The following is a 24,108-nucleotide window of genomic DNA, read 5'->3' as shown; positions in this document are numbered from 1 at the left end:
CCGGATGCAGCGTGCAGCCAGCAACGTCAACTCCCTCAACCCGCCGTCGCGCAACGGCATCGGCCGAGGCGGAGACGGCCAGACGGGACTGCCGACGTGAATCGATGGAGTAGAGGTACAGCTTGGCCTCGGTGGTCCAGTGCTCCGAGGGGCACCTCCTGCTTGCGGGGAATGTCGGTGCCACAGCTGGTCGAGCCTGTCCGCAGTGAAGTTCCGTTGCGCGAGGTCACCGTGGACGGGCGGTCCGGACTTCTCGCCGTTCTCTTCGCGGCACAGAGCGAAGGTGCTTCACCGCTGGTCGTCCGAGTGGATCCGCCACGCAGTCCGTCCCGCCATCGTCTGACCGTTCTCGGCAGCCTCTTCGTGCAGGTAACGGGAGCCGAACTCGGGGTCGTCGCGGTGAGCGTCGAACAACGCGTCGGCGCGGTAGGCCTGCTCCAGCTCAGCGGCGGTGACCGGGCAGACGACCCAGCGGCGCGGCGCAGGACCTCGTTCTCCTGCTCGAGACGCTTGGTTCGCCCGCGCGCCTCGCGCAGCTCCGCGTTCTCGCTCGTACTCGTACCGGGGTTTCACCTCGGCATCGACGCCGGCTTGGCGCATCCACTTCGAGAGCGTCACGACGTGGCACCAGGGTCGCGATCGCGGACGATGCGGACGACGCCGTCTCGGTACTCGCAGGGGCAGGGCTCGGGAACAGCGACGTCCTCCCAGGCCTGCACGGGAGCAAGCTCAGTCGTCAGCGATCGATGCAGCAGACCCGATGGCCTCGACGGTCGAGGAGGGAGCGGTTCGACTCACCCGCAGTGGAGACCGTCGGGGTTGTGAGTCATCGGACTGCTCCTCGGCCGACAGGTGCGACGTCAACCGCGCCGCTGGGACGCGTACCGGATGATCCCCGCCGCGCCCACGGCGCCCAGCAGGGCCAACACCCCGGCGGTGGCCCAGGTCAGGGCGTCAGGATGGATGATCGACTGTCCCCGCAGCGCCTGCCACAGCACCAAGGCGGAGAGTGATACCCACGTCGCAGCAGCCAGGAACACCAGGCGCAGTCGTGTCCCCTCCCCCAGACGCGTTCCTCGGTCCGCGCGTGCACGGCTGACCGCGCGCAGGGCCAGCGCCAGCAAGGGCAGTGCCTGCAGGGCGTGCATGCCGACGAAGTGGGCCGGGCGCAGATCTCCGTGCCGGGTGTTCCACCCCAGGAAGAACAGGCCGCCGCCGGCGTCGTCACCACCGACGGAGTGCGACCCGATCACGCTCTGGTCGGGTGCGGCCAGCTGCTGAGCAGTGGGCAGCACCATGAGGAAACCCACCGACAGGCCCGCCACTGCGATGAGCAGGCCCAAGCGCAACGCCCAGGCCAGGGAGCGGTCGGGCAGCTCGGTGAACAGCGCCAGGAACACCCCGATGAGCAGGGTCGCGCAGTAGAGGACGACCACGGCGACCCCCATGACCGCGTACAGGGCGGCGTCCAGCGGAGTGGCCACGTTGAAGTGGCTGCTGGTACCGCGCACGACCTGCACGGTGGTGGCGATGATCTCCAGCACGGCAACGGTGGCGGCGGTGGTGCCGGCCCACCACCCGGTGCGACGTCGCCGGGGTCCGGTGATCAGGGACAGCATCCAGGCCAGCGTGAGGCCGTAGAGGCCGAAGGAGATCGTGAACTTCAGCGGTTTCGCCCAGATCGGGGCGCCACCCAGCATCCGACCGTCCAGGAACAGACCCGACGTGCAGACCACCGCCCAACCGGCCATGGCCGCCACGAGACAGGCCAGTGGACCGTGCCAGGCGCGGACGGTGGCCACGACCGTGCGCGCCGAAGGACGCGGCCAGAGGTCGGACCCTCCGTGACGGGTACGGGAACCGGCTGCGGTGGTCCTCGCGCGGCTCACCGCTCCGCCTGTGGACCGCCCATGGGCCCGCCCACGTCCGTGGCCGGCTGCTCGGTCGCCACGCCGGTCAGCTGCTCCGATGCCTGCCAGAGCGCTCGCGCGAGGTCGGGGTTCTTCGCACGGGCGGAGCGGCCGATGACCTGCGCGCCGCCGCGCATGTGGGCCAGGTGACGCGGCCCGGTGAAGGTGTCGCCGGGCAGGTCACCGGTGGCCGCCAGCAGCACCGGGAGCGCCCCGTGCTCAGCGTCTTGCCCGAGGACGGGAACCAGGCGGTCCCAGACCCCACGACGGGTGCGGTGGGGGTCGTCGTAGATGGCGGTGGTGACCAGGCCGGGATGAGCGGCCAGGGCCCGCACCGCTGAGCCCTCGGCGCGCAACCGGCGGTCGAGCTCGGCGGTGAAGAGCAGGTTGGCGAGCTTGGAGTCGGCGTAGGCGCGAGCGGCGTTGTAGGGACGTCGTTGCCACTGCAGGTCATCCAGGTCCAGACGGCTGGCCCGCTCGGCTTGGGAGGCGAGGGTGACCACCCGGGTGGTGATGAGCGGCAGCAGGAGCGTGGTCAGGGCGAAGTGGCCCAGGTGGTTGGTGCCCACCTGCACCTCGAAGCCGTCGGCGGTGTGGGCCAGGCGGGAGGAGGAGACCCCGGCGTTGTTGATCAGGATGTCGATGACCTCGCCGGAGTCCTGCATCTGGGCGGCGAAGCGGCTCACGGAGGAGAGGTCGGCCAGGTCCAGGGCCTGCACGCGGTGCTGCCCTGCCCCATCGGCGGGGCGGGGCAAGGTGGCGGCGACAGCGCGTCCCTTGTCGGTGTTGCGCACGGCCAGCACGATGCGTGCCCCTGCTGCGGCCAGGGCGGTGGCCGTGGCCCGCCCGATCCCGCTGGTGGCTCCGGTGATGACGATGGTCGTGCCGCTGACGTCGAGGGGGGCTGTTCCCGCGTGGCTCATGACCCCAATGTGGACGCCAATCACATTGTTGTCAACACCTACATTGGCTTACGATGCCGAGGTGTCGACCTCCTACCACCACGGGTCCCTGCGACAAGCCCTGCTCGACGAGGGCCGGCGTCTGCTGGCCGAGCAGGGTGTGGCCGCGGTGACGATGCGCGAGCTGGCCCGGCGCACCGGGGTGAGCTACGCCGCCCCGGCACGGCACTTCCCGAGCCGGGAGGCGCTGCTGGAGGCCATCGCCGATGAGGGTTTCGAGGAGCTCATCGAGGTGCTGCAGGCCTCGCAGCTGGCCGGTGACCTGCAGCAACGGCTGCGCGCCTACGCCCACGCCCACGTCCGCTTCGCCGCCGCCAACGGTGCGCTGATGGAGTTGATGTTCTCCCGCAAACCCGGTTCGGAGCGGGCCGAGCGCCCGGCCTCCCCTGCGACCCTGCGCTTCTTCGCCCTCGGGGCGCAGATGCTGGGCGAGCCGACACCCCGGGAGCGCCTGGGCCCCTTGCCCTACGTGTTGAGCGGCGCTCTGGAGGGCATCAGCGCCTTGGCCGCCGCCGGTCGCCTACCGCTGGACCGGGTGGAGGAGGTCACCGACGCCGCGGTGACGATGATGCTGCCCGCGATCCACGAGCAACTCGAGAGCTCCACTTCCTAGCGATCCTGGACTGCAGTCGCTGTGCGCTGCGCCGCCGCTGCACCACGCTCCCGCACGCTCTGCGTGCTCGAGCAGCGAGCCCTTCCAGCCCAGGTCTGCCAGGGCCTTGGGCATCGACCGCTCTGCAACCGGCGAACCTCAAGCCCGATCCCTGACGGTTGCTGCTCGCGTCGCGGCGAGGGACTCGAGCAGGCAGAGCTTGTCAGCGCTCGGTGTCCCGACGGCAGCCCTGTAGACGATGAGTTGCTGCCCGGGCGCCGAGCGGACGTCGAAGGCGTTGTAGTCCAGTTCGAGGTCGCCGACCTCCGGGTGGCGGAAGAACTTGGCCTCGTGGGTCTTCCCGCGGACGTCGTGGCGGGCCCAAAGACGTCGAAACTCCGCACTCGCCTCGTGGAGCGTCGCGACGAGCTCCTGCACGCGTTCGTGGGTGTGGGCGTAGCCGAGGGCGAGACGCACGTTGGCGACGCACGTCTCGCTCGCGCGGTCCCAGTCGGTGAAGAAGTCCCGTCCTGCGGGGTCGAGGAAGGTCATCAACGCGATGTTGCTGGTTTCGGTGAACCCGGAGTACAGAGCGTCGGCCAGTTCGTTCGAGGCGAGGATGTCGAGTTGCCGGTTGATGACGATCGCGGGAGTGTGCGACCACGCCGCGAGAAGTTCCTCGAGCGACTCGTCCACCGCGTCTCGGACGGTGTTGCGGATAACTGGCACGAGATCGGCGAGGCGGAACACGTGCTCGCGCAGGTCGGCGTCCAGGTCGAGGGCTCCCGCGATCGCGTTCAGCACGACCGGGGACGGATTGCGTTCACGTCCCTGCTCGAGTCGAGTGTAGTAGTCGACGCTGACGCCGGCCAGCATCGCGACCTCCTCACGGCGCAGTCCTGTGACGCGGCGACCCGACAGCGTCTTGATCCCGACGTCACCCGGCTGGACGTGTCCGCGACGCGCCTTGAGGAACGCGCCCAGGTCAGTACTGCTCATGAGAGGACCGTAGCTGTTCGCGTGCCGCATCAGCAGGCCGCGCCGGCAGCTGCAGCGGCCAAGAAGAATCCGGTCACGGCACGGCGGAGCGGGGCGGTGCGGTGCGGTGCAGGGTCGCGACCAGCAGCATCACGGCGAGCAACGCGGGGAGAGACGCGACACGAAGCCCTTGCAGGCCGCCCGGGAACGAGGCGACTCCCCTCCCGGGAAGGGCGAGCACGGCTGTCTGCAGGGGAACGGAGGTGACGGGGTTCCCGGAACGCAGGATCGCGGCGTCGAGGGCGGCGCATCCGGCCAGGGCGATCCCGGAGGCCAGGAACACACCTCTCCAGCCGCTGACGGTTGAAGACGGCGCCGTCGTCAGGGGCAGGACGATCGCCGATGCGAGGAACGCCGTGGTCAGCGCGGACGTCGCGACCGTACGCAACTTCGGAGGGAATCTCTGTGCCACGAAGATGAGGGCGCACGGGGCGAAGGTCGCGGTCACGACGCCCTGCACGGCACGGGCGAGCAGCTCACCCTCGAGCGTCGTGGGCAGGGCCGCCGCGCACGCGGCCAGAGCAGCCGCCGCGAGCCCCCAGAGGACCGGCGACGAGAAACCCCACGGCACAGGCGACACCGAAGACCGTGCAGGTCTGGCCCACGGCCACGAGCCCCGTGGCGGTCATGACCGGAACCACCGCGAACTGTCGAAGCGGTGATGTCGCGGGTGAGGTGGTGGTGATCGAACCTCTCCGGAGCGGGCCGGAACGTGACCACGACCATCGTCGCGCCGCCCTCGATCGCGAACCAGGCCGTGCTGCACCCCGGTTCAGCGCGGTCTGGTCCACCGGGGCGAGGACCGCGAGGGTGGGTCTCGTCGACGGCAACCGCGTCGGCCGGCACTGATCATCGGATGGACATGGCTGTTCCCTTCACCCCTGAGCTTCTGGAGCTCATCGACGTCAACCAGGTGAACGGTCACAGGCCGTTGCTCTTCGCGAACGCACGGATCCTCACCGGCGACTCGCTGATCGGTGACTTCGACCGAGGCGATGTCCTGCTCGGCGGTGACCGCGTCGTCGGCATCGGCCCGGGTCTGCTGAGCGCCGCCGACGACGACGGCGCCATCGTCATCGACTGCGACGGCTACGCCATCGTGCCGGCCGTCATCGACACCGCGTCCATCAACGGACTCCGGTCCCCGGGTCATCGGGCGGCAACGGCCGTCGCTCCGGGCAACCCTGCCGCGTTCGCGATCGTTCCGGCTGAGGCCGCCGATTCGAACGACACGATCGTGCGCCGTTTCCTCAGATCTCCGGAGTCGGCTCAGGGCGTCGTGCTCGACGGGCGGATCGCTCTGTGGGCAGGACGTGCACTGGCCGCTGCGCCGGCCGAGGCCGGAGGTGGGACCAGCGTGAGGCCCTCAACTGACGAACGGCTCGGCACCTGGGTCGACGAGAACGGTTTCGTCCACCAGTCCCTGACCGCCGACGGCCGCTACGACGAGACCCGCGGCGGCCGTGAGCACGCGTTCCACGGCAACTTCTGGATCACCGGCGACCGCATCGACTACCGCGACGACCTCGGCTTCTGGGCTTTCGGCGAATTCACCGGCGACAGCCTCCGCCACGCCGGCTACACCTTCCACCGCTCCTGACACCGCTCTCTCCAGCTGCAGAAGGACAACCATGAACACCATCTCCCTGAACGACGTCGACACCGCTCGCGCGAGCGGGCGTCCTGTCCTGCTCACCGGCGGCGCCGTCGTCACGATGGATCCGGACATCCACGACCTCGAGGTGGGTGACGTCCTGATCCTGGGGTCCCGCCTCCTCGCCATCGGCGCCGACCTCCTGTCCGACCCCGAGCACGCCACCCTGGCCGCCTCCGCGTTGCGCGTCGACACGCGCGGCTGCATCGTCAGTCCTGGCTTCGTCGACAGTCACCGTCACGCCTGGGAGGCGCAGCTGCGCCGCAGCATTCCCGACGTCACTGACCTCGGCGAGTACGTGATGTCGACGCTGGCGGGGATCGCCCCGAGCTACACGCCCCACGACATGTACGTCGGAACCCGACTCGCTGCCTTGACGGCACTGGACTCCGGCATCACCACCATGCTCGACTTCTCGCACAACTCACGAACGGCGGCGCACTCGGACGCAGCCGTCGAAGCCCTCGTCGAGACCGGCATCCGTGGCGTGCACGCGTCGATGGGACCTCACTTCGGTGAATGGGACCACCAGTGGCCGGCTGACCTGGCCCGGCTGATGAGCAGGTCCCCCGGCGGCGACGCCTCACTCGTCACCTTCAGGCTCGCCGCCCTCTCGACCAGTGAGATCGCAGGACCGGCCATCGCCTACGGACCTGAACTGGCCGCCGTCGCCCGCGATCTCGGTGTGTGGACCTCCATCGACGCCGTGTTCGGGCAACCCTCGTCGCAGGCGATCTTGCGGTGGGCGGAACAAGGGATCCTCGATCCCACCCTCACCCTCATCCACTCCACCGGCCTCACCACCGACGCCTGGTCGGCGATGGCCGCGGCCGGCGTCACCGTCTCGCTGGCACCGACCTCAGACGCGCAGATCGGTCTCGAATCAGGGATCCCGGCCGTCGACGAAGCCCTGGCGGTCGGTATCCGACCCGGCCTGAGCATCGACGTCGAAGTGGCCCTGGCCAGCGACATGTTCACCCAGATGCGGGCCCTGCACGCCATCCAGCGGATGCGCGCCACGAACGCCGTCTACCGAGGCGTCGACGCAGCACCTCGGATCAGCACGCGCGACGTGCTCGACTTCGCCACCCTGCAAGGAGCGAAGGCGAACGCGCTCGGTGACGTGACGGGCTCGCTCACCCCCGGCAAGCAGGCCGACCTCCTCATCGTCCGAGCCGACGACGTCAACAACATGCCGCTCAACGACGCCGTCGGGACTCTCGTCCTGGGTGCCGACGCCCGCAACATCGACACCGTCCTGGTCGCCGGCACACCGCGGAAGTGGGGTGGGCAGCTCGTCGGTGAGGACCTCGAAGCCCTCCGCGACGACGTCATCCGCTCCCGCGACGACATCGAGCGGCGGGTGGCGCAACGATGAGGACCGAACCCGACACCTCGCATCCGTTCGTCGGCCTCTGGGTCACCGCGGACGGGGAGATCCGGCAGCGGCTCCTACCGGAAGGACGCTACGTCGAAGGGCGTGGAACGCGGGAAGCCGCCTACGCCGGTGCCTACCGGGTCGAAGGGTCGATGATCCACTACCGCGACGACACGGGGTTCTCCGCCGACGGGGAGTTCCGCAGCGACGTCCTGCACCACGCTGGAATGATCATGCACCGGCGACTCGGGTGACCCGCGGAGAGACATCACGGAGTTCGTCTTCGTTCCCGGCGTGAACCACGGTGGACGGTGCCGGTACCCGGTGGGTCAGCGAGTGCGCGCTGCCGGGTACGAGGCCCACCCTTCGACGTTGCCGGGTCTGGCGATGGGCGATGGTCCCAGGGGGCTTCGCCTGGTCGATGCGGTCGACCACATCGTGGGCGAGGTGGAACGCCGCGACCTGCGCGACGTCGTGCTCGTCGGGCACAGTGCCGCTGGAACACCCATCACCGCAGCCGCCCGGATCGCCGAGTGGCTGGAAGTGACCATCCCTGCCCCGCACCGCGCGAGCGATCCCCCGCCCAACGTGCGGCCAGGTCCAGCGTGCCGCGCCCTGCAGCCGGAGCACCATGGACGGCATGGCACTCGACACCACCAAGACCACCGGGACCGCCCTGGTCACCGGCGCCTCCTCCGGAATCGGCGCCGTGTACGCCCGCCGGCTCGCCGAACGGGGTTGGGACCTCGTCCTCGTCGCTCGCCGCGGCGACCGCCTGGACCAGCTCGCCGTCGCCCTGCACGAGGAGCACGGCGTCACGGTGCAGACCCTCACCGCCGACCTGTCCCAGGCGAGCGACCTGGCCCGGGTCGCCACACGTGCCGCCGGCGTGGACCTGCTGATCAACAACGCGGGCATCAACGGCTACGGTCCGTTCGCCGAGACCGACGCCGACCTGCTGACCCAGGTGCTGGCCGTCAACGTCACCGCCCTGACGGTGCTGACCCGGGCCGCCGTGCCCGCGATGCTGACGCGCGGGCGCGGCGCCGTCATCAACGTCGCCTCGCTGCTGGCGTTCGCCGGCAGCCTGCCGCCGGACCCGCTGCCCCACCGGGCCGTGTACGGCGGCACCAAGGGCTACGTCGTGACGTTCACCCGCACCCTCGCCGCGGAACTGGCCGGCTCCCCGGTGACTGTTCAGGTCGTGTGCCCGGGGCTGACCGCCACCGAGTTCCACCTCACCCAGGGCGACCTGCCCGTTCCGGGCGATGAGAAGGTCCACGACGACGGCGGCATGCCACCCCGAGACGTCGTCGACGCCTCGCTGTCGGCGCTGCGAGACGGTGAGGTGGTGTGCGTACCCGGGCTCGAGGACCCGGCTGCGGTGGAGGCGTTGAGCACCGCCGAAGGCGCACTGCGCGCCAGCTCCCGAGGCGGCCGGATCGCCGGCCGCTACCGGTGGACCGGGACCAGGGCGGACTGACTCCAGCGTCCCGACGCACGCGCACGTCGACGACCAACGCACGTCGATGACCAAGCGGTCAGCGTGGCCGGTAGAACGAGGGTGTCGACGCTTCAGCGGAGACTTCACGACGCATCCAGAGCGGCCCCCGGAAGTGGGCGGAGGACGTTCATCCGGCTGTCCTGCGTCAGCTCGCTGCCGGCCGGTTGCCCGTCAGTGGCGGCCAGGCCCAGGGGGTCTGGCGCACGGATCGGTGACCATTCGACTGACCTCCTCAGTCACCACCGCGCCCTCCTTCCACGCCTCCCCACCGCGCCCGCGTCGCTCGTGGCGGTCGAGGCATCGGCCTGGCGCGGACGGGACCGGGTCACTGGACCTGCGGGACCAGGTGCTCACCTCCACCCGCGATCAGCCGATGAAACGATGAGCACCACGCGTTGAAACGGCAGCGCACCAGATCGCGCGAGGAGCAGCCGTGGACACCATCGAGCACGTCATCGATCGCCGGGCTGTGCACAGCGTGTTCCAACCGATCATCGACCTCGACAGCGGGGCCGTCGTCGCCTACGAAGCCTTGGCCCGAGGACCGCGAGGACCACTCGCCACGCCAGACGCCTTGTTCAGCGCCTCCCGCCGAGCAGGTCTGCTGGCCGAGCTCGATCAGGCGTGTCGAGCCGCGGCCTTCCGCGGAGCCGTCGAGCACGGCCTCTTCGACCCGCTGACCGTGTTCGTCAACGTCGAACCCGAAGTGCTGGACGACGCTCCGCTGGACGACCTCCTGGCCCTGGCTGACGACGTCCCCGGACGGCTGCGGATCGTCCTGGAGATCACCGAACGGGCGTTGGCGGCACGCCCCGCCGAGCTGCTGCGCACCGTCGACCGGGTACGCACGCTGGGCTGGGGCATCGCCCTGGACGACGTGGGCGCCGAGGCCGCCTCGCTCGCCTTCATGCCCCTGCTGCGCCCGGACGTGGTCAAGCTCGACCTGTCCCTCGTCCAACGGCGCGCCTCCCCCGCCATCGCCGAGATCATGAACGCGGTCAACGACTACGCCGAGCGCACCGGTGCCCGCGTCCTGGCCGAGGGGATCGAGACCCCCCAGCACCTCACCGTCGCGCGCGCCCTCGGCGCCCACCTGGGACAGGGTTGGCTCTTCGCCAAACCCGCCCCCGGCCCCGCCGCCGCGTTCCCCGTCGGGCACCTGAGCCTGCCGATCGCGGCGGCCGGCGCCCTCGAGGTGCCCCCCTCGCCCTTCGACTGCCTACCCGCTGACGTCGCGCTGCGTCGCTCTCCCAAGCGACTGCTCGTGGAGCTGAGCAAGCAGCTGGAGCGTCAGGCCATGCGGTTGGGTGAGACCTGCGTGATCGCGGCCACGTTCCAGGAAGCCCGCCACTTCACCCCCGCCACGGCGTTGCGCTACCGCGACCTCGTGGCGCGCACCGGGTTCGTGTGCGCGCTGGGCGAAGACCTGTCCCTGGAACCCGTCCCAGGGGTTCGCGGCGCCACCCTGGCCCCGGACGACCCGATCCGCGGGGAGTGGGACGTCGTCGTCGTCAGCCCGCACTTCAGTGCCGCGTTGCTGGCCCGAGACCTCGGTGACGACGGCCCGGACATGGACAGGATGTTCGAGTACGCCCTCACCTACCAGCGACCTACCGTCACCGCGGCGGCCAAGAGCTTGCTGTCCCGGGTGGCCCCGGCACTGGAACCATCGGCGACCCCGGTGCCGGCGGTGACGTCACCCAGCGGCGCCGAGGAACTCACGCCTCCCTCGTCCCGCTCCGTCCACCCCACCGCTGCGGCGTCTGCCACGGTGGGAACAGGAGCGGTGGGAACAGGAGCGGTGGGAACAGGAGCGGCAGGAACAGGAGCGGCAGGAACAGGAGCGGCAGGAACAGGAGCGGCAGGAACAGGAGCGGCAGGAACAGGAGCGGCAGGAACAGGAGCGGCAGGAACAGGAGCGGCAGGAACAGGAGCGGTGGGAACAGGAGCGGCAGGAACAGGAGTCGAGTCGCTGCTGCAGCGCGCACTGGCCGCCTCCACCAGCGGCATCACCATCGCCGACATGCGTCAGCCGGACCAGCCGCTGGTGTACGTCAACCGCGCCTTCGAACAACTGTCCGGGTACCGGTCTGAGGAACTCCTGGGTCGCAACTGCCGGTTCCTGCAGGGGACCGACACCGACCACCACGCCATCGCTCGCCTGCGCACCGCCATCGCGCAACGACGCGAGGTCCGCGAGACGCTCTTGAACTACCGCGGCCCCGACCGCGTCGAGTGGTGGAACGAGATCTACATGGCCCCCGTCCTCGATCAGGACGGCAGGCTCGTGCAGTACATCGGTGTGCAGAACGACGTCACCGCGCAGGTCAGCGCAGAACGCGCTCTCGTCCAGGAACGCGACCGCGCGCAGAGCTACCTGGCCCGCATCGAGGAACTGGCCTTCACCGACTCCCTCACGGGGCTGATCGACCGGCGCCGGTTCACCGAACGCGTCGAGGTCGAACTGTGGGAAGCCGCTGCCGGCGACACGTCCCTGGCGTTGCTGTTCATGGACCTCGACGGTTTCAAAGCGGTCAACGACCGGCTCGGACACGCCGCCGGAGACCACCTGCTCATCCAGGTGGCCCAGCGACTGAAGAGCAGGTTGCGACGCAAGGACCTGGTTGCCCGCCTGGGCGGTGATGAGTTCCTCGTCTCCCTGATCGGCTTGAGCCGTCAGGACGCCCGCGTGGAGGCCGACCGTGTCGCCGCGGACCTCCGCGAGGCCATCGACGCGCCCTACGACATCGACGGGGACAGGCTGCAGATCACGGTGAGCATCGGCGTCAGCACCTTCCCCGAAGAGGGCGTCGACGACTTCCGCGACCTTCTGCACCTCGCCGACACCCGGATGTGTTCACTGAAGCACGCACGAGCAGGCCAGACCGGTTGATCACCGACCTCCTCACCACGCGAGCTGTGACTCGGACCCGCTCGTCGACAGCAACCGTTCGAGTCCGCCAGAGTGGTGTGACGACGCACCCGGTGAGTGGAGGCATGTCCGCTGACGTCGGAGCTCGACCCGCATCTCCGAACAGCACGATCATGGTGTCCAGCGAAGCGGGTCAAGCTCAGCGACTCCGGAGAAGTGGGTTGTGATCGAAGCTGTCCGGGAACCGGGTCAAGCTCCTGACGCTTCGAACAGACCAAACCCCAAGTCGGCAGAGCCCTGAGTTGTTCTGGCCATTGAAGTTGAAGACGCGTGAGACAGACGGTAGACCTCCAGGCGCAGCATGGTGGCGGTGATGGTTGTAGACCTGCAGCCAGATCGGCAAAGCCTGCCGGGGCACGGGAAGCAACAACACATGAGCTACTCATCTACCACGACGCTCAAGCCGGACACCTGGTACCGCCCTCGTCCCCTGACTCCATGGTCGACCGTCCGTCAGCGGGTGCGCTGCACTGGCGGTGGGCCGAGGATCTCGATGCCGTACCCGGCGGCGATCCGGGTGAGTTCCTCCGGTGTCGGAGCAACCACCTCCGGCGGGGGCGTCAGGTCGCTGCGGGTAGCGTCCACGAGGGTGGGAACTCCCACCTGGTTGGTGAAGCGGTCGAAACCCCCGGGGTTGTGCAGCGTCAGGAACCGCGCGGCCGCACTCGCCACGACGAACCCGTGGACGGTGTGCTTGGGCAGGAAGATCGTGGAACCCGCCTGAGCGGTGTACTCCTCGCCGTCGGCCACGAGCTCGACGCTGCCGTCGAGGACGAGGAACGTCTCGTCGTCGTGGAGGTGCCGGTGCAGGGGGCTGTTGTAGCCGTTGCGCCCGCGGTGCTCCAGGACCGCGAGGCAGTCGCTGGTCTCGGCGCTGTCCAGCTGGGTCGTGACAAGCGCGCCCAGGAACCACACAGCCCTCTGGACGTCGGGGTCGCTGTACGCGGGTCGAAGGTGCTGGATCTCTGGCTGGGTCATTGTTTCTCCTCGGTTCTCCGGTTGCTGGCTGACTCAAGCTTGGAAGGACGCGGCGACGACCGCATCACTGGTTCGACCAGACCTCGTACGCCACCGCAGGCAGGTGGCGCCATCGGCCCCACTGGCAGATCACCCCTGCGGGCGGGTCATCCGCTCGGTCATCCGGGCCATCGCGGCCCGCGACAGCAGTCGCGGCAGTAGGGCCGTCAGCTTCCACCGCAGCCCGATCACGGTGTGAACCGCTCCGCGGTCGAGGGCGTCAAGGGTCGCGGTGACCACACCCGACGCCGGGCGCATGGCGCCGAAGCGCGCCTCCCGATCGTTGCCCACGACCTCGAAGTACTCGGTGTCGGTGGCCGCCGGGGCGCAGGCGACGACCCGGACACCCGTGTGCTGGTTCTCAGCCCACAACCCTTCGCTGAAACTCTGCAGGAACGCCTTCGATGCGGCGTAGACGACCTGGTACGGCAAAGGCTGGAAAGCCGCCGCGGAAGAGACGTTGATGACGATCCCGTCGCCCCGGCTCACCATCGCCGGCAGGAACCGGTGCGTCAGCGCGACGGGCGCGGCCACATTCACCATCACCATGTCCTGATCTCTCCCGGCGTCCGCACCCGAGAAGGGACCGTAACCCCCGAAACCGGCATTGTTCACCAGGACGTCCACGTGGACACCAAGGTCACGGGTAGCCGCGTGGACAGCCCCGGGGGCGTCGGACCGGCTGAGGTCGGCCACCACGACGTGGGCCTGCACCCCGTGCGTGCGTTCCAGGTCCGCGGCCAGGTCCTTCAGGCGCGCCTCGCGGCGGGCCACCAGCACCACGTCGCACCCGCGCGCCGCGAGTTCTGCGGCGAACGCAGCCCCGATGCCAGACGACGCTCCGGTGATGAGTGCCGTACGACCCTTGTAGATCACGCGTTGCTCCATGTTCTGCTCCTGTTCCTGTTCCTGTTCAGTCCGCCCTCAACGACCGGAGCGGCATCCGCGTCTTGCTGCGTCACGAACTCTGCCGATCGGAAAGCCCGCGGTCTTGCCCGTCAGCGAAGGCTCCTTGCGCTGCGGCGCACGATCGGTCGTAGAAACCGGGACACCGCGCCACGGTCCTACGCTCACCACCCGTGGCGCCCTCACCTGCAGCTCGACCCACGCCGAGCTCCGTTCAGGCCGATGTCCGGGCCGTGGTGGTTCACCAGGAGCGAAGACTTCCTGGCAGTCCCCGTCCGTGCGTAAGGTGAAGGGCGTGTACGACGTCGAGGAGCTGGCCGCGAACGGCGGCGGTGTTGAGTGGACGGAGGCGTTCCAGGCCCTGCACGGCGCCCACGACGTCCTGGCCACGGACGCCGACCCCGCCAGCGCGCCGATCCTCGTCTGGCAGGCGTCCGAGCGCTACCGCCTGGCCCGGTGCGGCGGCGCCGAGCACAGCGTCGCTCGCGGTCCCCGGCACGTGCGGAGCGACCCCCGGGGCACGTTCGAACTGTTCATCCCCCTGCGCGGGCAGGCCCTCGTCAGCACCGGCGGGGAGACGGCGCAGCTCGCCGCAGGTGCCGCGGCGCTGTGCGACCTGGATCGGCCGCTGCGCCTGCGCCACGGCGCCGGCTTCGACTCCATCTCGCTCATCCTCCCGCACTCCGAGGTCTCCTCCCGCGAACGCCGCCTCAGCACCCGGACCACCCTCATCGACACCACCAGGGGCCTGGGCGCCGTGGTGCGGCAGCTGGCCGTCTCCCTGCACCACGAGCGGTCCGAGCTGCACCAGGAGACCTTCGACGCCTCGTGCGACGGCCTGCTCGACCTCGCAGCCCTCGCCGGGGCGGGGGCGGACACAGCACCAGAACGCCACCGCGAGTCCGTGGCCGAGTCCGTGCGCAGCTTCGTGCGCGCCCACGCCCACGAACACGACCTCGACGTCCACCGCATCGCCGGGGCGCTCGGCTGGTCACCGCGCCACGTCCAAGGCGTGCTGCAGGCAGAGGGCACCACGTGCCGGGACCTCATCCGGACCCAGCGCCTGGAACTGGCGCGAGCCCGCCTTCGGAACCCGCAGTGGTCCGACGTCACCGTCGCCGACATCGCCTCCGCGTGCGGCTTCTCGACCCACTCCTCGTTCGCGACGTCCTTCCGCGCCGAGTTCGGCACCACCCCGACCGCGCTGCGCCAAGACGCCGCGACCCCGCTCGCGGCGGCGCAGTCGACGGGTGTCGTCGGCCCCCAGCGGGCGCACCACGCCCTGCTCGCTCCCACCTAGTCCCTCGACCCGAACACCCCGGGGAGCAGGGGGATCCTCGCGGTCCTCCGCCGCCTGTCGCGGTCCAACCCAACGCGCGACCGGCAGCTCGGGCCTGGGCCCGTCCTCGGCGTGATCGCTGACACCAGCCTGAACCGCGAACCTGCTCGAGGCGACGTGGAGGATCAGGCAGAACGGGTGGTCCCCGTCAGCGCTCGCCGGTGAAGTAGCGACGTGGGTTGTCGACGAGCATCGTCTGCAGCTGCGCGTCGGACACCCCCGCCTGGCGGAGCGCGGGGATGCCGCTCTCGGTCAGGTAGGTGTGGTGCCAGTCCGGGGCGATCATCTCGCGGACACCCGGCGGGAACCAGTCGCTGTGGCACGACGCGTCCTGCGACAGCACGATGCGCTCGGCCAACCCCTCCTGCACGAGAGTCGCCACCGTCGCCACCCGCTGGTCGTTGCTGATCGGGATCTCCAGACCGAAGTGGTCCATGCCGAGGTAGGACCCGTTGTCGATGAGCCGGCGCAGCTGGTCGAGGTCGGTGGAGTCCCCACTGTGCCCGAGCACGACAGCGCCGAGGTCCACGCCTTCTCGGCGCAGCACCTCCTGCGCGATGAGGCCCGAACCGGCGATCGGGTCCGTGTGAACGGTGATGGGTGCCCCGGTGCGCTTGTGCGCCTCGGCCACGGCGACGAGGACACGTTCGACGCCGGGGGTCAGGTGCGTTCCGATCGCGCACTTGAGGAACGCGGCCTTGATGCCGGTGTCCGCGATCCCCTCGGTGATCTCCCTGACGAACAGGTCCACCATTGGATCAGGCCCGCCGAGCAGCGTCCCGGGGCCTTGGTGCTGGTAAGAGAGGGGCACGTCGCTCATCGTGTACAGCCCGGTGGCGACGACGATGTTCAGATCCACCTCGGCGTTCACCCGCGCCACCCGGGCCACGTTGCGGCCCAATCCGATCGCCGTGGCGTCGACCAAGGTGTCCACCCCGGACGCGGCCAGGGCCCGGAGCCGCTCGATCGCGTCGGCGATGCGCTGCTCCTCGTCCCAGGTCTCGGGGAGGCTCTGCCGGAGCTCCTCGGTGACGACGAAGACGTGCTCGTGCATGAGCACGGTCCCCAGGTCCCCGGCGGGAACCGATCCCCGGACGGTCGCTACCTCAGTCATCGTTTCGATCTCCACTCACTGCTCGACGGGTGCCCACCCCGCAAGGGCGATCCGCCCGGCTGATCTCCGGGCACATCGAGCGTCTCCGGAACGCGACCCCCTGGCTTGCCACCGAACGCACTGATCTGTTCAGTGAGCGCAGGGCGCCCGTGCCGCGGATCCCAGGGCGGACGCGTCCGCGGTCCTCGCGACGTCGCGCAGGTCGGCCCGCGGCTCTCCGTCACAACCGTTCTCACACTCGGCGGAAGCCCCTGGATCGCCAGTACGCTGATCGCACTGCTGACCAGCGCCCTCAGTCCCTCCACAGCCGCCGCAGCTGCGGCGAAGAGGTTCCGTCAACCGGTCGGGGAGTTCTCCGTGAACCACCAACAGGCGCCCGGTGGGAGCTGGGACGAAACCGGACGCTGCCTTCAGTCAGCGGCGGTCGCCGAGCAGCGTGGGATCGATGAGGGAGGATCAGCTAGGTCGATCTGCGCTGCTCGAGCCCGGATGCGACGCCGAGTTCACGGTCGATGAACTCGTGAGCTTCGCCGTAGGCCGCGAGCGCCTCGCGGCGCCGGCTCGCACGGTACAGGGCAAGCACGAGGAGTTCCGTCGCTGCTCACGCCACGGATCCTCCACCAGCATGGTCACGAGTTCTGCGGCGATTTCGGCCCGTCTCCATCAGTCCTCGAAAACCAAACGTTCTTCGACGCATGAAGCCGCCAGTTCCAGGCGCTCGCGCCGCGCACTCAGGTAGCGACCCTTTGCGCCGCCGAGGACGCACCCACTCGGCCCTTGCGGAACGCCATGGGCGGCATACTGAGGGGGCTCTTCGGATCCCGGTGGGAAGGCCGGACTGACCTCCCCTCTCCAGAGCCAGGTCCGTAGCGAAACCATCCGCTCGTACAACTACCCAGCAACGGCCCGATGCCCGCGCTGGAACTGGAGAACCAGTGCGCGAGGATGCCTGCAGTCGCAGCGATGACGGAGGTCAAGAAGCCGGGGAAGGCGGCCTCCATGTCCGCACGGCGCAGCACGTTCATGCGGGATTTCCGGGTGTAGTACTGGTGCAGCACCCCAGCTCGGCGCAGGACGCTGAAGTGATGGGTGGCGGTGGAAGTCTTGACGGGCAGTTTGATCGAACCGCAGGTCAGGTCCTGGCCGGCCGCGGCCGGCTGGGCGATGATGTGCAACTGGATCGGATCGGGAGCCAGATGGGTCGCCGTCACCGTCGTCCCCGCTGCCCAGCCCCCGCGCGCTGAGCGCACGACCTCCTCGCAGGAAGCTGCGGAGTCCAGGACCCGCCCACGACGCAGCTTCACGTAGAAGCGGGGTAGTCCTCGAAGCCGGTGACGTCGACGGTCGAGGGGCAGGAGGCCCCGCCGCAGCGATCCGCCACTGCTGGCGGTTGTCCTGTTCTTGGAGCGGGTCCCACCGACGCACGAAGCCAGGACGACCCACCCCAGCCGGAAACAGCCGTCCAACCCAGCCGTCCAACCCAGCCGTCCAACCCAGCCGTCCAACCCAGCCGTCCAACCCAGCCGTCCAACCCAGCCGTCCAACCCAGCCGTCCAACCCAGCCGTCCACCCCAGCCGTCCACCCCAGGCAACGTGTCCAGCTGTGCTGGGCAGCCCGCGAGCGTCGTGGCAAGGAGGGCCGGGAGCGAGATGTCGGGCCCGAGCGGGAGGATGCCTGCTGTGCCTGCACGCGATCTGCGGGCAGACCCTTCTGTTCCGGACTGCGGTGCGGCGTAGAGATCGGTCATTCATGACCGAGGGACCGTGCTGGCGGTAACGCTCGGCCAGCGTTTGGCGGTGGGTCAGCACACTTGGAAGCGCTCTGCAGCGCGGATGGGTCAACCACCTTCGACGATGGCGCGGGTTGGTTCAGACGTCCGACAGGGGTCAGGGTGGCGTTGTAGTGGGGCATGAAGACTTTTGGGTGCTCGGTGCGGATGCCGTCAGACAGCTCCGCACCTCACTCGGAGGTCTTCCTCGCGTCATGGACCGGGTAATTCTCGGCGTGTTGCACCTGTGTGCTCAGCACAACTAGCGGACGCGGAGACGGCGTTGGGTACAGCAAGACACCAGACGGCGTTACGCACAGCAAAGTGCGCGTGCGCCAGGCGGGTGAAGCCCACCGCAGACATCACCCGCCTGGCACAGCGCGGGCTCAATCACCGTGCACCGCATGGCGAACCATCACCATGACCTTCCGCGCCACTGCCGCACGTCTACCTCGCCGGTGGCGCCTATCGATCGCCCTGAGCGCCGCACTCGTCGCAGGCGTCCCCCTCGTGGCAGCGCAGCCATCTGTGGCAGTACCGGGCCCGATCCAGGGCAGCGCCCCGGTCGCGGCCACAGGAGCAGACACTGCGTTCGGCGCCCGCGCCCCGCAGAGCCTCGTTCGTGCCGGGAAGCACAAGACCCTCACCGGCGCCATCACGCGCGTGCAGGACGAAGACGACGCCACGACCGATCCGGTCTACCTCAGCAGCGGCGACACCTTCGTGCGTCTCACCGGCGATCTCGTCGCATCCTTGCGCCCGGGCGCCACCGTGACCCTCACCGTCACCGCCGCCGGCGCCGTAGATGGCGTGGACACCGACGCGGTGCGCATCCTCAGCGTTGATGCGGTGCAGTCGCAGCGGACGCTGAAATCCGTGGGCAGTGTGGAGCACCCAGTGACGGTCGCGCTCGTTGCTCCGGCGGGGACGACGCCGACCAAGATGACCGTCGCTGACGTCGCGCCCATGCTGGCGCGCGCCTCAGCGTACTGGAACCGTCAGAGCGGTGGACAGGTCAACTTCACCCTCAGGAAGGCGCTGGACTGGCGCACGAGCGCCACGGCCTGCGAGGACGTCTCCGCACTGTGGCAGGAAGAACTCAACGTCATCGGCCAGTCGCAGGCCGACTACATCAACGGCACGGAGCACCTGCTCATCGTCGCGCCCGCCGCGGGATCGTGCTCTTACGGCCTCGGCACAGTAGGCGACGCGTTCAGTGGTGGGCTCGCGTTCGTGACCGGCACAGATCAATCCGTCGTCGCTCACGAGTTGGGCCACAACCTTGGGCTCGACCACGCGGGAAGCGTCTCCGCCCCAGCCAGCTCAGGACGTAGCGACGTCACATTCAGCGACACCGGTATCGAAGCGGGGGCTCGTTTCGACCCCTACGGTGACACCTATGACGTGATGGGTTACTCCGGCAGCACATCGGGTATGGGCAATCTCAACGTGGTGCACCGCGACCAGCTCGGCCTCTTCCCTCAGCAGCAGCGCGAGATCACGACGCCTCAGACGGTGACCATCCGCGGTCTGGGTGTCGACACCGGCGACGCACCGAAGTCGATCAAGGTCGTCGATGGAGCCACGGCGTACTACCTGGAGTACCGCAGCGCGTCCGGTGACGACGCCCTGGTTGCAGGCAGGTCCACAACCACTGGTGTGCGAGTGCTGCGCGCAACCCCGTGGGGCGCCGCGGGTTACCGCAGTCGCCAAACGGTGGTCTTCGATCCGACCCCGACGCAGTACGCCGACGACGACATGGTCGTTGCACCCGGCAAGACCTGGTCCACCGTGGGCGCAGACCTGCACTTCCAGGTTCTTTCCGCCCAGGGCGACACCGCTCAAGTGAAGATCGTCTACGGGGCCGCTCCCGCGCCGATCACCGTCGCCACCCCTGTCCCCACACCGGGCACCGGGACTGGCCCGGGCGTCAACTTCGAGGTCGCGGGTGTCATCGCCGGGGCCTACCTGAACTCCGGAGCACAAACCGGTCCCCTCGGCCAGCCGGTCAGCAACCAGTTCGGGCTCAGGAACGGTGGGTCGGGCCAGCACTTCCAGGGCGGCTCCATCTATTGGTCGCCTTCCAGTGGCGCACAGATCATCAAGGGCAGCTTCCGCGACAAGTACGCCAGCATGGGCTGGGAGACCTCCTACCTCGGCTACCCGACGAGTGGGGAGATGCCTGTCAGGGGCGGGGTCATCCAACGCTTCCAGGGCGGTATCGGTTACTGGAGCCCGGCCACGGGAGCACAATTCATCCGCGGCGCCATCTTCGACAAGTACGGCGCGTTCGGCTGGGAAGGCGGCCGTCTCGGCTTCCCGGTCATCTCCGAGGTGGGTCTGCGCACAGGAGCGTTCACCGCCTTCCAAGGCGGCTCCATCTACTGGCACCCTACTTCAGGTGCACACCCGGTGTTCGGCGCGATCCGCGACACCTGGGGTGCGAGCGGCTGGGAGAACGGCCCGCTCGGCTTTCCGACGTCGGATGAGTTCGGTCCCCTGCGTGGCGGCGGCTTCGGCCAGCGCTACCAGGGCGGAAGCATCTACTGGTCCCTCGCAAGCGGAGGGCACACCGTCACCGGAGCCTTCCGCGGCTTCTACGCCGCTCAAGGCTGGGAAGGTGGCCGCCTGGGATATCCCATCAGCCAGGAGTACCGCAGCGGCAGCTTGATCAAGCAGGACTACCAGGGCGGGACCCTCACCTGGGACGGGCGCGCCACCAGCCTCGCCTGGCGCTGAGAACTCACGGCGCTGCCTGATCCAGCTCACCACCGTTGAGGGCCCGGTTTCCCCCGTAGGGCGGCCGGGCCTGCAGCGTTGATGAACTGGGAGGGATGGAGAAGGTCAGGATCAACCTGTCCGGGAAACCGGGTCAAGCTCTGGATCCATCGATCCACGGGTAGCCGTCAGCTGTAGCGGTGGCTCTTCTCGGGGTGCGCCGCCTCACGGGAACATGCCCGGCCATTCATGGACCTGTGCCCGCACCGATCATCCGTGGGTGCCACCGGAGCGGCTGCCGCGGTGCCAGCCGGCTGTGCCGCACGGGCAGCTGGAGCCGCTGCCGTTTCCCCGCCAGCTGCTGCGCGGGGGCCGCGGTTGCGGGCGTAGTTGGCTTCGCGCATCGCCCGCTGGGCGTCGAGCTTGCTCATCGTCGGATCACACCGCGGAGCCTACGACGCACCACCGACACCAGCCTCCAGGCAGCGGGTTCGACCCGTCGACGGAAGCCGACGGGTCGTGGCCCCGCGTGCGATCGGAGAAGGGTCTGCTGCACCGATCGGCGACAGCTGCGCCACCGATCAGCACAGCAGACCCAGCACCCTCGTTCAGCCGTCCCTGCCTTGCCGGTCGACACCGACTGGACGTCCTGCAGACGCTCGCCGCTGCACGAACGGAGAGTCGTGCTGATGCACGGCCAGTCAGCGAGCCGGCGCGGTCAGCCCTGTCGCGTGGGTCAGATCGTGGTCCTCGTCCAGGAGGCCCCAGCTGGGAAGCGCGCGGGAGAACCCGTCACCGGACCGACCGACGACCACGAGGGAGCTGCGGTGACTACCGCGCGAAGGCGCGGAACGGGTTGCGGACGCACAGGTCGTCCACGACCTCCGCCGCGACACCCGCCGCCCGCAACGCCGGCAGGAACGAGCCGGTCAGGTCCGTGAACGGTCGAGGCGTCCCACCGCCCGCCAGGGCCGGGTCGAACCACCCCGCGTCGTGAGACAGCAGGACACGACCAGCCTGCCCCGCCTCCAGGCTGTCGAGCACCAGCCCCAGCGTCCGCGCGTCGTCGCCCTGCCCGACGTCGTCGAACTCGATCCACGCACCGCGGTCGACGATCGCCTGCCGCACACCGGGGTCGGTGATGGTCTGGGTGTGGATCGAGAGGAAGCGCTCCGGCGCCAAACCCTCGGCCACGGCGAGGTCGATCTGCCCCAGCACGACCACCCCGTTCGTGGTGTGGGAACCGACGAGCGCGCCGGTGCGGGCCGCGGCCCGGGCAGCGGCCCGCACGACACGTTCCTCGACCGCTCGGATGCCGTCCTCGGCCGCCGAGATCTTGATGAACCCGGCGAGGACACCGGAGTCGTCGACGCCCTCGGTCAGCTCACGGTGCATCCACGCCTCGAGCTCGTCGTCGCTCGCGTCGTACACCCACTCCGGCACCCACGGTTCTCGATAGACCCCGGTCGCGACCACCACGGGCACGCCCGTGCGCCGGCTCACGTCGAGGACGAGGTCGACGCGGCGACCGAGGCCGGGAGGCGTGCACTCGACGAGCGCGGTGACCCCGGCCGCGGCCGCCCTGGCCAGCAGCGGTTCCACGACCGAGGCGAACTCCGCCGGATCGGCCTGGGCGAAACCCGGGGAGTCGGCGGGGCGGAAGTCGACGAACAGGTGCTCGTGCGGCAGGATCAGGCCCACGTCCTGGGCGCCGAGGGGGCCCAGCGTCGTGTGCAGGCGAGGTTCCCGTGCGGCGGTGTCAAAGGACTCTGCCATGTCGTCTCCCGGTGCGGTGGGTGGACCCTGGTCCACGGCTCGACATCCTAGGAGTGCCGCCGAGTCGCTGCGGCCACACTGCGGGAACAAACGGCCCCCGCACAGGCGCGACATCGCACGTCACGAGCCGCGCCGTCCAGCTCGACGGTCAGGCTCACCGAGCCGGTGCGGGACGAGCCCAGGCCCAGCAGGTGCCGGCGCCTGCCCAGTGCCCCAGGCACTGTCGCTGCGTCCGACAGGGAGCTGCGTCTTCTCCGCAGCGGCGGTCGGGCAGTGCTCAGGGGATGATCCTCTCGTCCCGGAGTCGGCGCACCAGACCGCGGAACATCTCCTCGGTCTCGACGTGGTCGTGGAAACCGGCCCGGCGAGCTTTCGAACCGTCGGACAGGAAGTCGTAGTCCCACGAGAAGACCCCGTCGCCGAAACCCCAGCTGGACACCGCCGAGAACGGCACGTCGGCCAGTCCGTGCCTGGCCTTGACGTCCTCCCACACCTGTTCCTTGTCCGCCATCACGTCCACCAGGGACATCGGCAACGGTGCCGCCACCGGAACCTCGAAGATCTCCGCCAGCACCGGCCACATCCGGTTCCACCGGAACAGGTCCCCGTTGGTGATGTTGAACGCCTGGTTGGCCCCCGCGGGATCGGTGGCCGCCCACACCGTGGCCCGCGCCAGCAGGCCGGCGTCGGTGACCTCCAGCAGCGTGTCGTAGGCCCCAGGTCTCCCGGGGAACCGGAACGGCACCCCGAGTTCCTTGCACAGGACCGCGTACACCGCCAGGACCAGGACGAGGTTCATCGGATTGCCCAGCGCGGTTCCGCAGACCACCGACGGGCGCATCGCCGACCACGTCCACGATCGCTGGCGCTGCAGCGTCCGCAGGAAGTCCTGCTGGGCGACGTTGAACTCCGGGGGCAGGTGCCCGGGGTCGTCCTCGCGGGCCGGGGTCTGGAACGGGCCCAGGTGCGCGCCGTACACCTTGTACCCCTGCATCAGGCTCACGTGTTCCAGGCCGGCCGCGGAGGTGTCGACGGCGGTGACGACGTTGCGCAGCATCGCGAGGTTCGGCTCGACCAGCTGCGCCCACGTCGAACGTTCCTGGAAAGCCGCGTAGAACACGTGGGTCACCTCCGGTACCCGCACCAGCGCCTGCCTCGTCGCGTCGGCGTCGATCAGGTCGACGGCCACGTGCCGCAGCGGCGCCTCCCCCGGTCGTCCTGGTTCGTCGACCCCGCCTCGGCGGGAGAGGCCGAGGACGTCGAAGTCGCCGCGCCGGCGGAGGTGGCGGACCAGCTCGGCGCCGATGACGCCGTGAGCCCCGACGACCAACGCGGTGCCTCGGTGGCCGGACGTGGTGGTCCCCGCCGTGGTCTCGGTGCGGGCACGGGCGGCGGTCTCGTTCTGCTCCATGGCGCCAGCTTCAGTCGATCGCCTCCGACCGGCCACACCCCCGTCAGCCTGGTCAGGCTCAGGCGAGCACTGACAGGGACAGGCAACC

Annotated in this window: 20 protein-coding genes; 8 read left to right on the top strand and 12 right to left on the bottom strand. The window is 69.5% G+C overall.

Annotated features, from left to right (window positions below; all coding sequences use genetic code 11):
• Positions 1 to 288: 288 nt before the first annotated feature.
• From ACFQ46_RS23495 to ACFQ46_RS23485, 3 genes are all read right to left on the bottom strand, one after another.
• Positions 289 to 618, bottom strand: a complete 330-nt coding sequence (locus ACFQ46_RS23495; protein WP_380262615.1) for a hypothetical protein — start codon at positions 616 to 618, stop codon at positions 289 to 291.
• A gap of 242 nt (positions 619 to 860) precedes the next feature.
• Positions 861 to 1,802: a hypothetical protein gene (locus ACFQ46_RS23490; protein ID WP_380262613.1), complete on the bottom strand. Its 942-nt coding sequence runs from the start codon at positions 1,800 to 1,802 to the stop codon at positions 861 to 863.
• Positions 1,803 to 1,885: 83 nt separating this feature from the next.
• Positions 1,886 to 2,833 (bottom strand): oxidoreductase, encoded by a 948-nt coding sequence (locus ACFQ46_RS23485; protein WP_380262611.1) that lies wholly within the window; start codon positions 2,831 to 2,833, stop codon positions 1,886 to 1,888.
• 61 nt (positions 2,834 to 2,894) lie between these two features.
• On the opposite strand from ACFQ46_RS23485, the gene ACFQ46_RS23480 reads away from it, so the two are divergent.
• A complete protein-coding gene (locus ACFQ46_RS23480; protein WP_380262609.1) occupies positions 2,895 to 3,485 on the top strand; it encodes a TetR/AcrR family transcriptional regulator in 591 nt (196 codons plus the stop codon).
• A 138-nt stretch (positions 3,486 to 3,623) separates the two neighbouring features.
• Here the strand turns inward: ACFQ46_RS23480 and ACFQ46_RS23475 are convergent, their stop codons facing one another.
• Positions 3,624 to 4,463, bottom strand: coding sequence for a helix-turn-helix domain-containing protein (locus ACFQ46_RS23475; protein ID WP_380262607.1), 840 nt, complete (start codon positions 4,461 to 4,463; stop codon positions 3,624 to 3,626).
• 73 nt (positions 4,464 to 4,536) lie between these two features.
• Positions 4,537 to 5,082, bottom strand: coding sequence for an MFS transporter (locus ACFQ46_RS23470; RefSeq protein WP_380262605.1), 546 nt, complete (start codon positions 5,080 to 5,082; stop codon positions 4,537 to 4,539).
• 282 nt (positions 5,083 to 5,364) lie between these two features.
• On the opposite strand from ACFQ46_RS23470, the gene ACFQ46_RS23465 reads away from it, so the two are divergent.
• The 5 genes from ACFQ46_RS23465 to ACFQ46_RS23445 all read left to right on the top strand — a co-directional run bounded on the left by ACFQ46_RS23465 (position 5,365) and on the right by ACFQ46_RS23445 (position 11,931).
• Positions 5,365 to 6,102: an Atu4866 domain-containing protein gene (locus ACFQ46_RS23465; RefSeq protein ID WP_380262720.1), complete on the top strand. Its 738-nt coding sequence runs from the start codon at positions 5,365 to 5,367 to the stop codon at positions 6,100 to 6,102.
• Between the two features lie 31 nt (positions 6,103 to 6,133).
• Positions 6,134 to 7,534 carry an amidohydrolase family protein gene (locus ACFQ46_RS23460; RefSeq protein WP_380262603.1) on the top strand — a complete coding sequence of 467 codons (1,401 nt, stop codon included), beginning with the start codon at positions 6,134 to 6,136 and terminating at the stop codon, positions 7,532 to 7,534.
• A complete protein-coding gene (locus ACFQ46_RS23455; RefSeq protein WP_380262601.1) occupies positions 7,531 to 7,788 on the top strand; it encodes an Atu4866 domain-containing protein in 258 nt (85 codons plus the stop codon). Before ACFQ46_RS23460 ends, ACFQ46_RS23455 begins: the two co-directional genes overlap by 4 nt.
• Before the next feature lie 377 nt (positions 7,789 to 8,165).
• A complete protein-coding gene (locus ACFQ46_RS23450; RefSeq protein ID WP_380262599.1) occupies positions 8,166 to 9,017 on the top strand; it encodes an SDR family NAD(P)-dependent oxidoreductase in 852 nt (283 codons plus the stop codon).
• A 454-nt stretch (positions 9,018 to 9,471) separates the two neighbouring features.
• Positions 9,472 to 11,931 carry an EAL domain-containing protein gene (locus ACFQ46_RS23445; protein ID WP_380262597.1) on the top strand — a complete coding sequence of 820 codons (2,460 nt, stop codon included), beginning with the start codon at positions 9,472 to 9,474 and terminating at the stop codon, positions 11,929 to 11,931.
• A gap of 492 nt (positions 11,932 to 12,423) precedes the next feature.
• Here ACFQ46_RS23445 and ACFQ46_RS23440 read toward each other — a convergent pair whose 3' ends face one another.
• Positions 12,424 to 12,948 carry a cupin domain-containing protein gene (locus ACFQ46_RS23440; protein ID WP_380262595.1) on the bottom strand — a complete coding sequence of 175 codons (525 nt, stop codon included), beginning with the start codon at positions 12,946 to 12,948 and terminating at the stop codon, positions 12,424 to 12,426.
• Positions 12,949 to 13,077: 129 nt separating this feature from the next.
• The gene (locus ACFQ46_RS23435; RefSeq protein ID WP_380262593.1) at positions 13,078 to 13,875 is read right to left on the bottom strand and encodes an SDR family NAD(P)-dependent oxidoreductase; all 798 of its coding nucleotides are present in this window, start codon (positions 13,873 to 13,875) and stop codon (positions 13,078 to 13,080) included.
• A gap of 313 nt (positions 13,876 to 14,188) precedes the next feature.
• Here ACFQ46_RS23435 and ACFQ46_RS23430 point away from each other — a divergent pair, with 313 nt between their 5' ends.
• A complete protein-coding gene (locus tag ACFQ46_RS23430) occupies positions 14,189 to 15,193 on the top strand; it encodes an AraC family transcriptional regulator (RefSeq protein ID WP_380262591.1) in 1,005 nt (334 codons plus the stop codon).
• Between the two features lie 187 nt (positions 15,194 to 15,380).
• Here ACFQ46_RS23430 and ACFQ46_RS23425 read toward each other — a convergent pair whose 3' ends face one another.
• The 3 genes from ACFQ46_RS23425 to ACFQ46_RS23415 form a co-directional block, all read right to left on the bottom strand.
• Positions 15,381 to 16,346, bottom strand: coding sequence for a phosphotriesterase (locus ACFQ46_RS23425; RefSeq protein ID WP_380262589.1), 966 nt, complete (start codon positions 16,344 to 16,346; stop codon positions 15,381 to 15,383).
• Positions 16,347 to 16,806: 460 nt separating this feature from the next.
• Positions 16,807 to 16,929: a BTAD domain-containing putative transcriptional regulator gene (locus ACFQ46_RS23420; RefSeq protein WP_380262587.1), complete on the bottom strand. Its 123-nt coding sequence runs from the start codon at positions 16,927 to 16,929 to the stop codon at positions 16,807 to 16,809.
• A 148-nt stretch (positions 16,930 to 17,077) separates the two neighbouring features.
• The gene (locus ACFQ46_RS23415) at positions 17,078 to 17,650 is read right to left on the bottom strand and encodes a hypothetical protein (RefSeq protein WP_380262585.1); all 573 of its coding nucleotides are present in this window, start codon (positions 17,648 to 17,650) and stop codon (positions 17,078 to 17,080) included.
• Between the two features lie 975 nt (positions 17,651 to 18,625).
• Here ACFQ46_RS23415 and ACFQ46_RS23410 point away from each other — a divergent pair.
• Positions 18,626 to 20,854, top strand: coding sequence for a hypothetical protein (locus ACFQ46_RS23410; protein ID WP_380262583.1), 2,229 nt, complete (start codon positions 18,626 to 18,628; stop codon positions 20,852 to 20,854).
• A gap of 810 nt (positions 20,855 to 21,664) precedes the next feature.
• On the opposite strand, the gene ACFQ46_RS23405 is transcribed toward ACFQ46_RS23410, so the two are convergent.
• Positions 21,665 to 22,609 carry a phosphotriesterase gene (locus tag ACFQ46_RS23405; RefSeq protein WP_380262581.1) on the bottom strand — a complete coding sequence of 315 codons (945 nt, stop codon included), beginning with the start codon at positions 22,607 to 22,609 and terminating at the stop codon, positions 21,665 to 21,667.
• A 277-nt stretch (positions 22,610 to 22,886) separates the two neighbouring features.
• Positions 22,887 to 24,020 (bottom strand): SDR family oxidoreductase, encoded by a 1,134-nt coding sequence (locus ACFQ46_RS23400; RefSeq protein ID WP_380262579.1) that lies wholly within the window; start codon positions 24,018 to 24,020, stop codon positions 22,887 to 22,889.
• Positions 24,021 to 24,108 lie beyond the last annotated feature (88 nt).

Origin of the sequence: Kineococcus sp. GCM10028916 (genome assembly GCF_042674865.1) — a bacterium.
Lineage (GTDB): Bacteria > Actinomycetota > Actinomycetes > Actinomycetales > Kineococcaceae > Kineococcus.
This window is presented reverse-complemented; position numbering and strand designations above follow the sequence as displayed.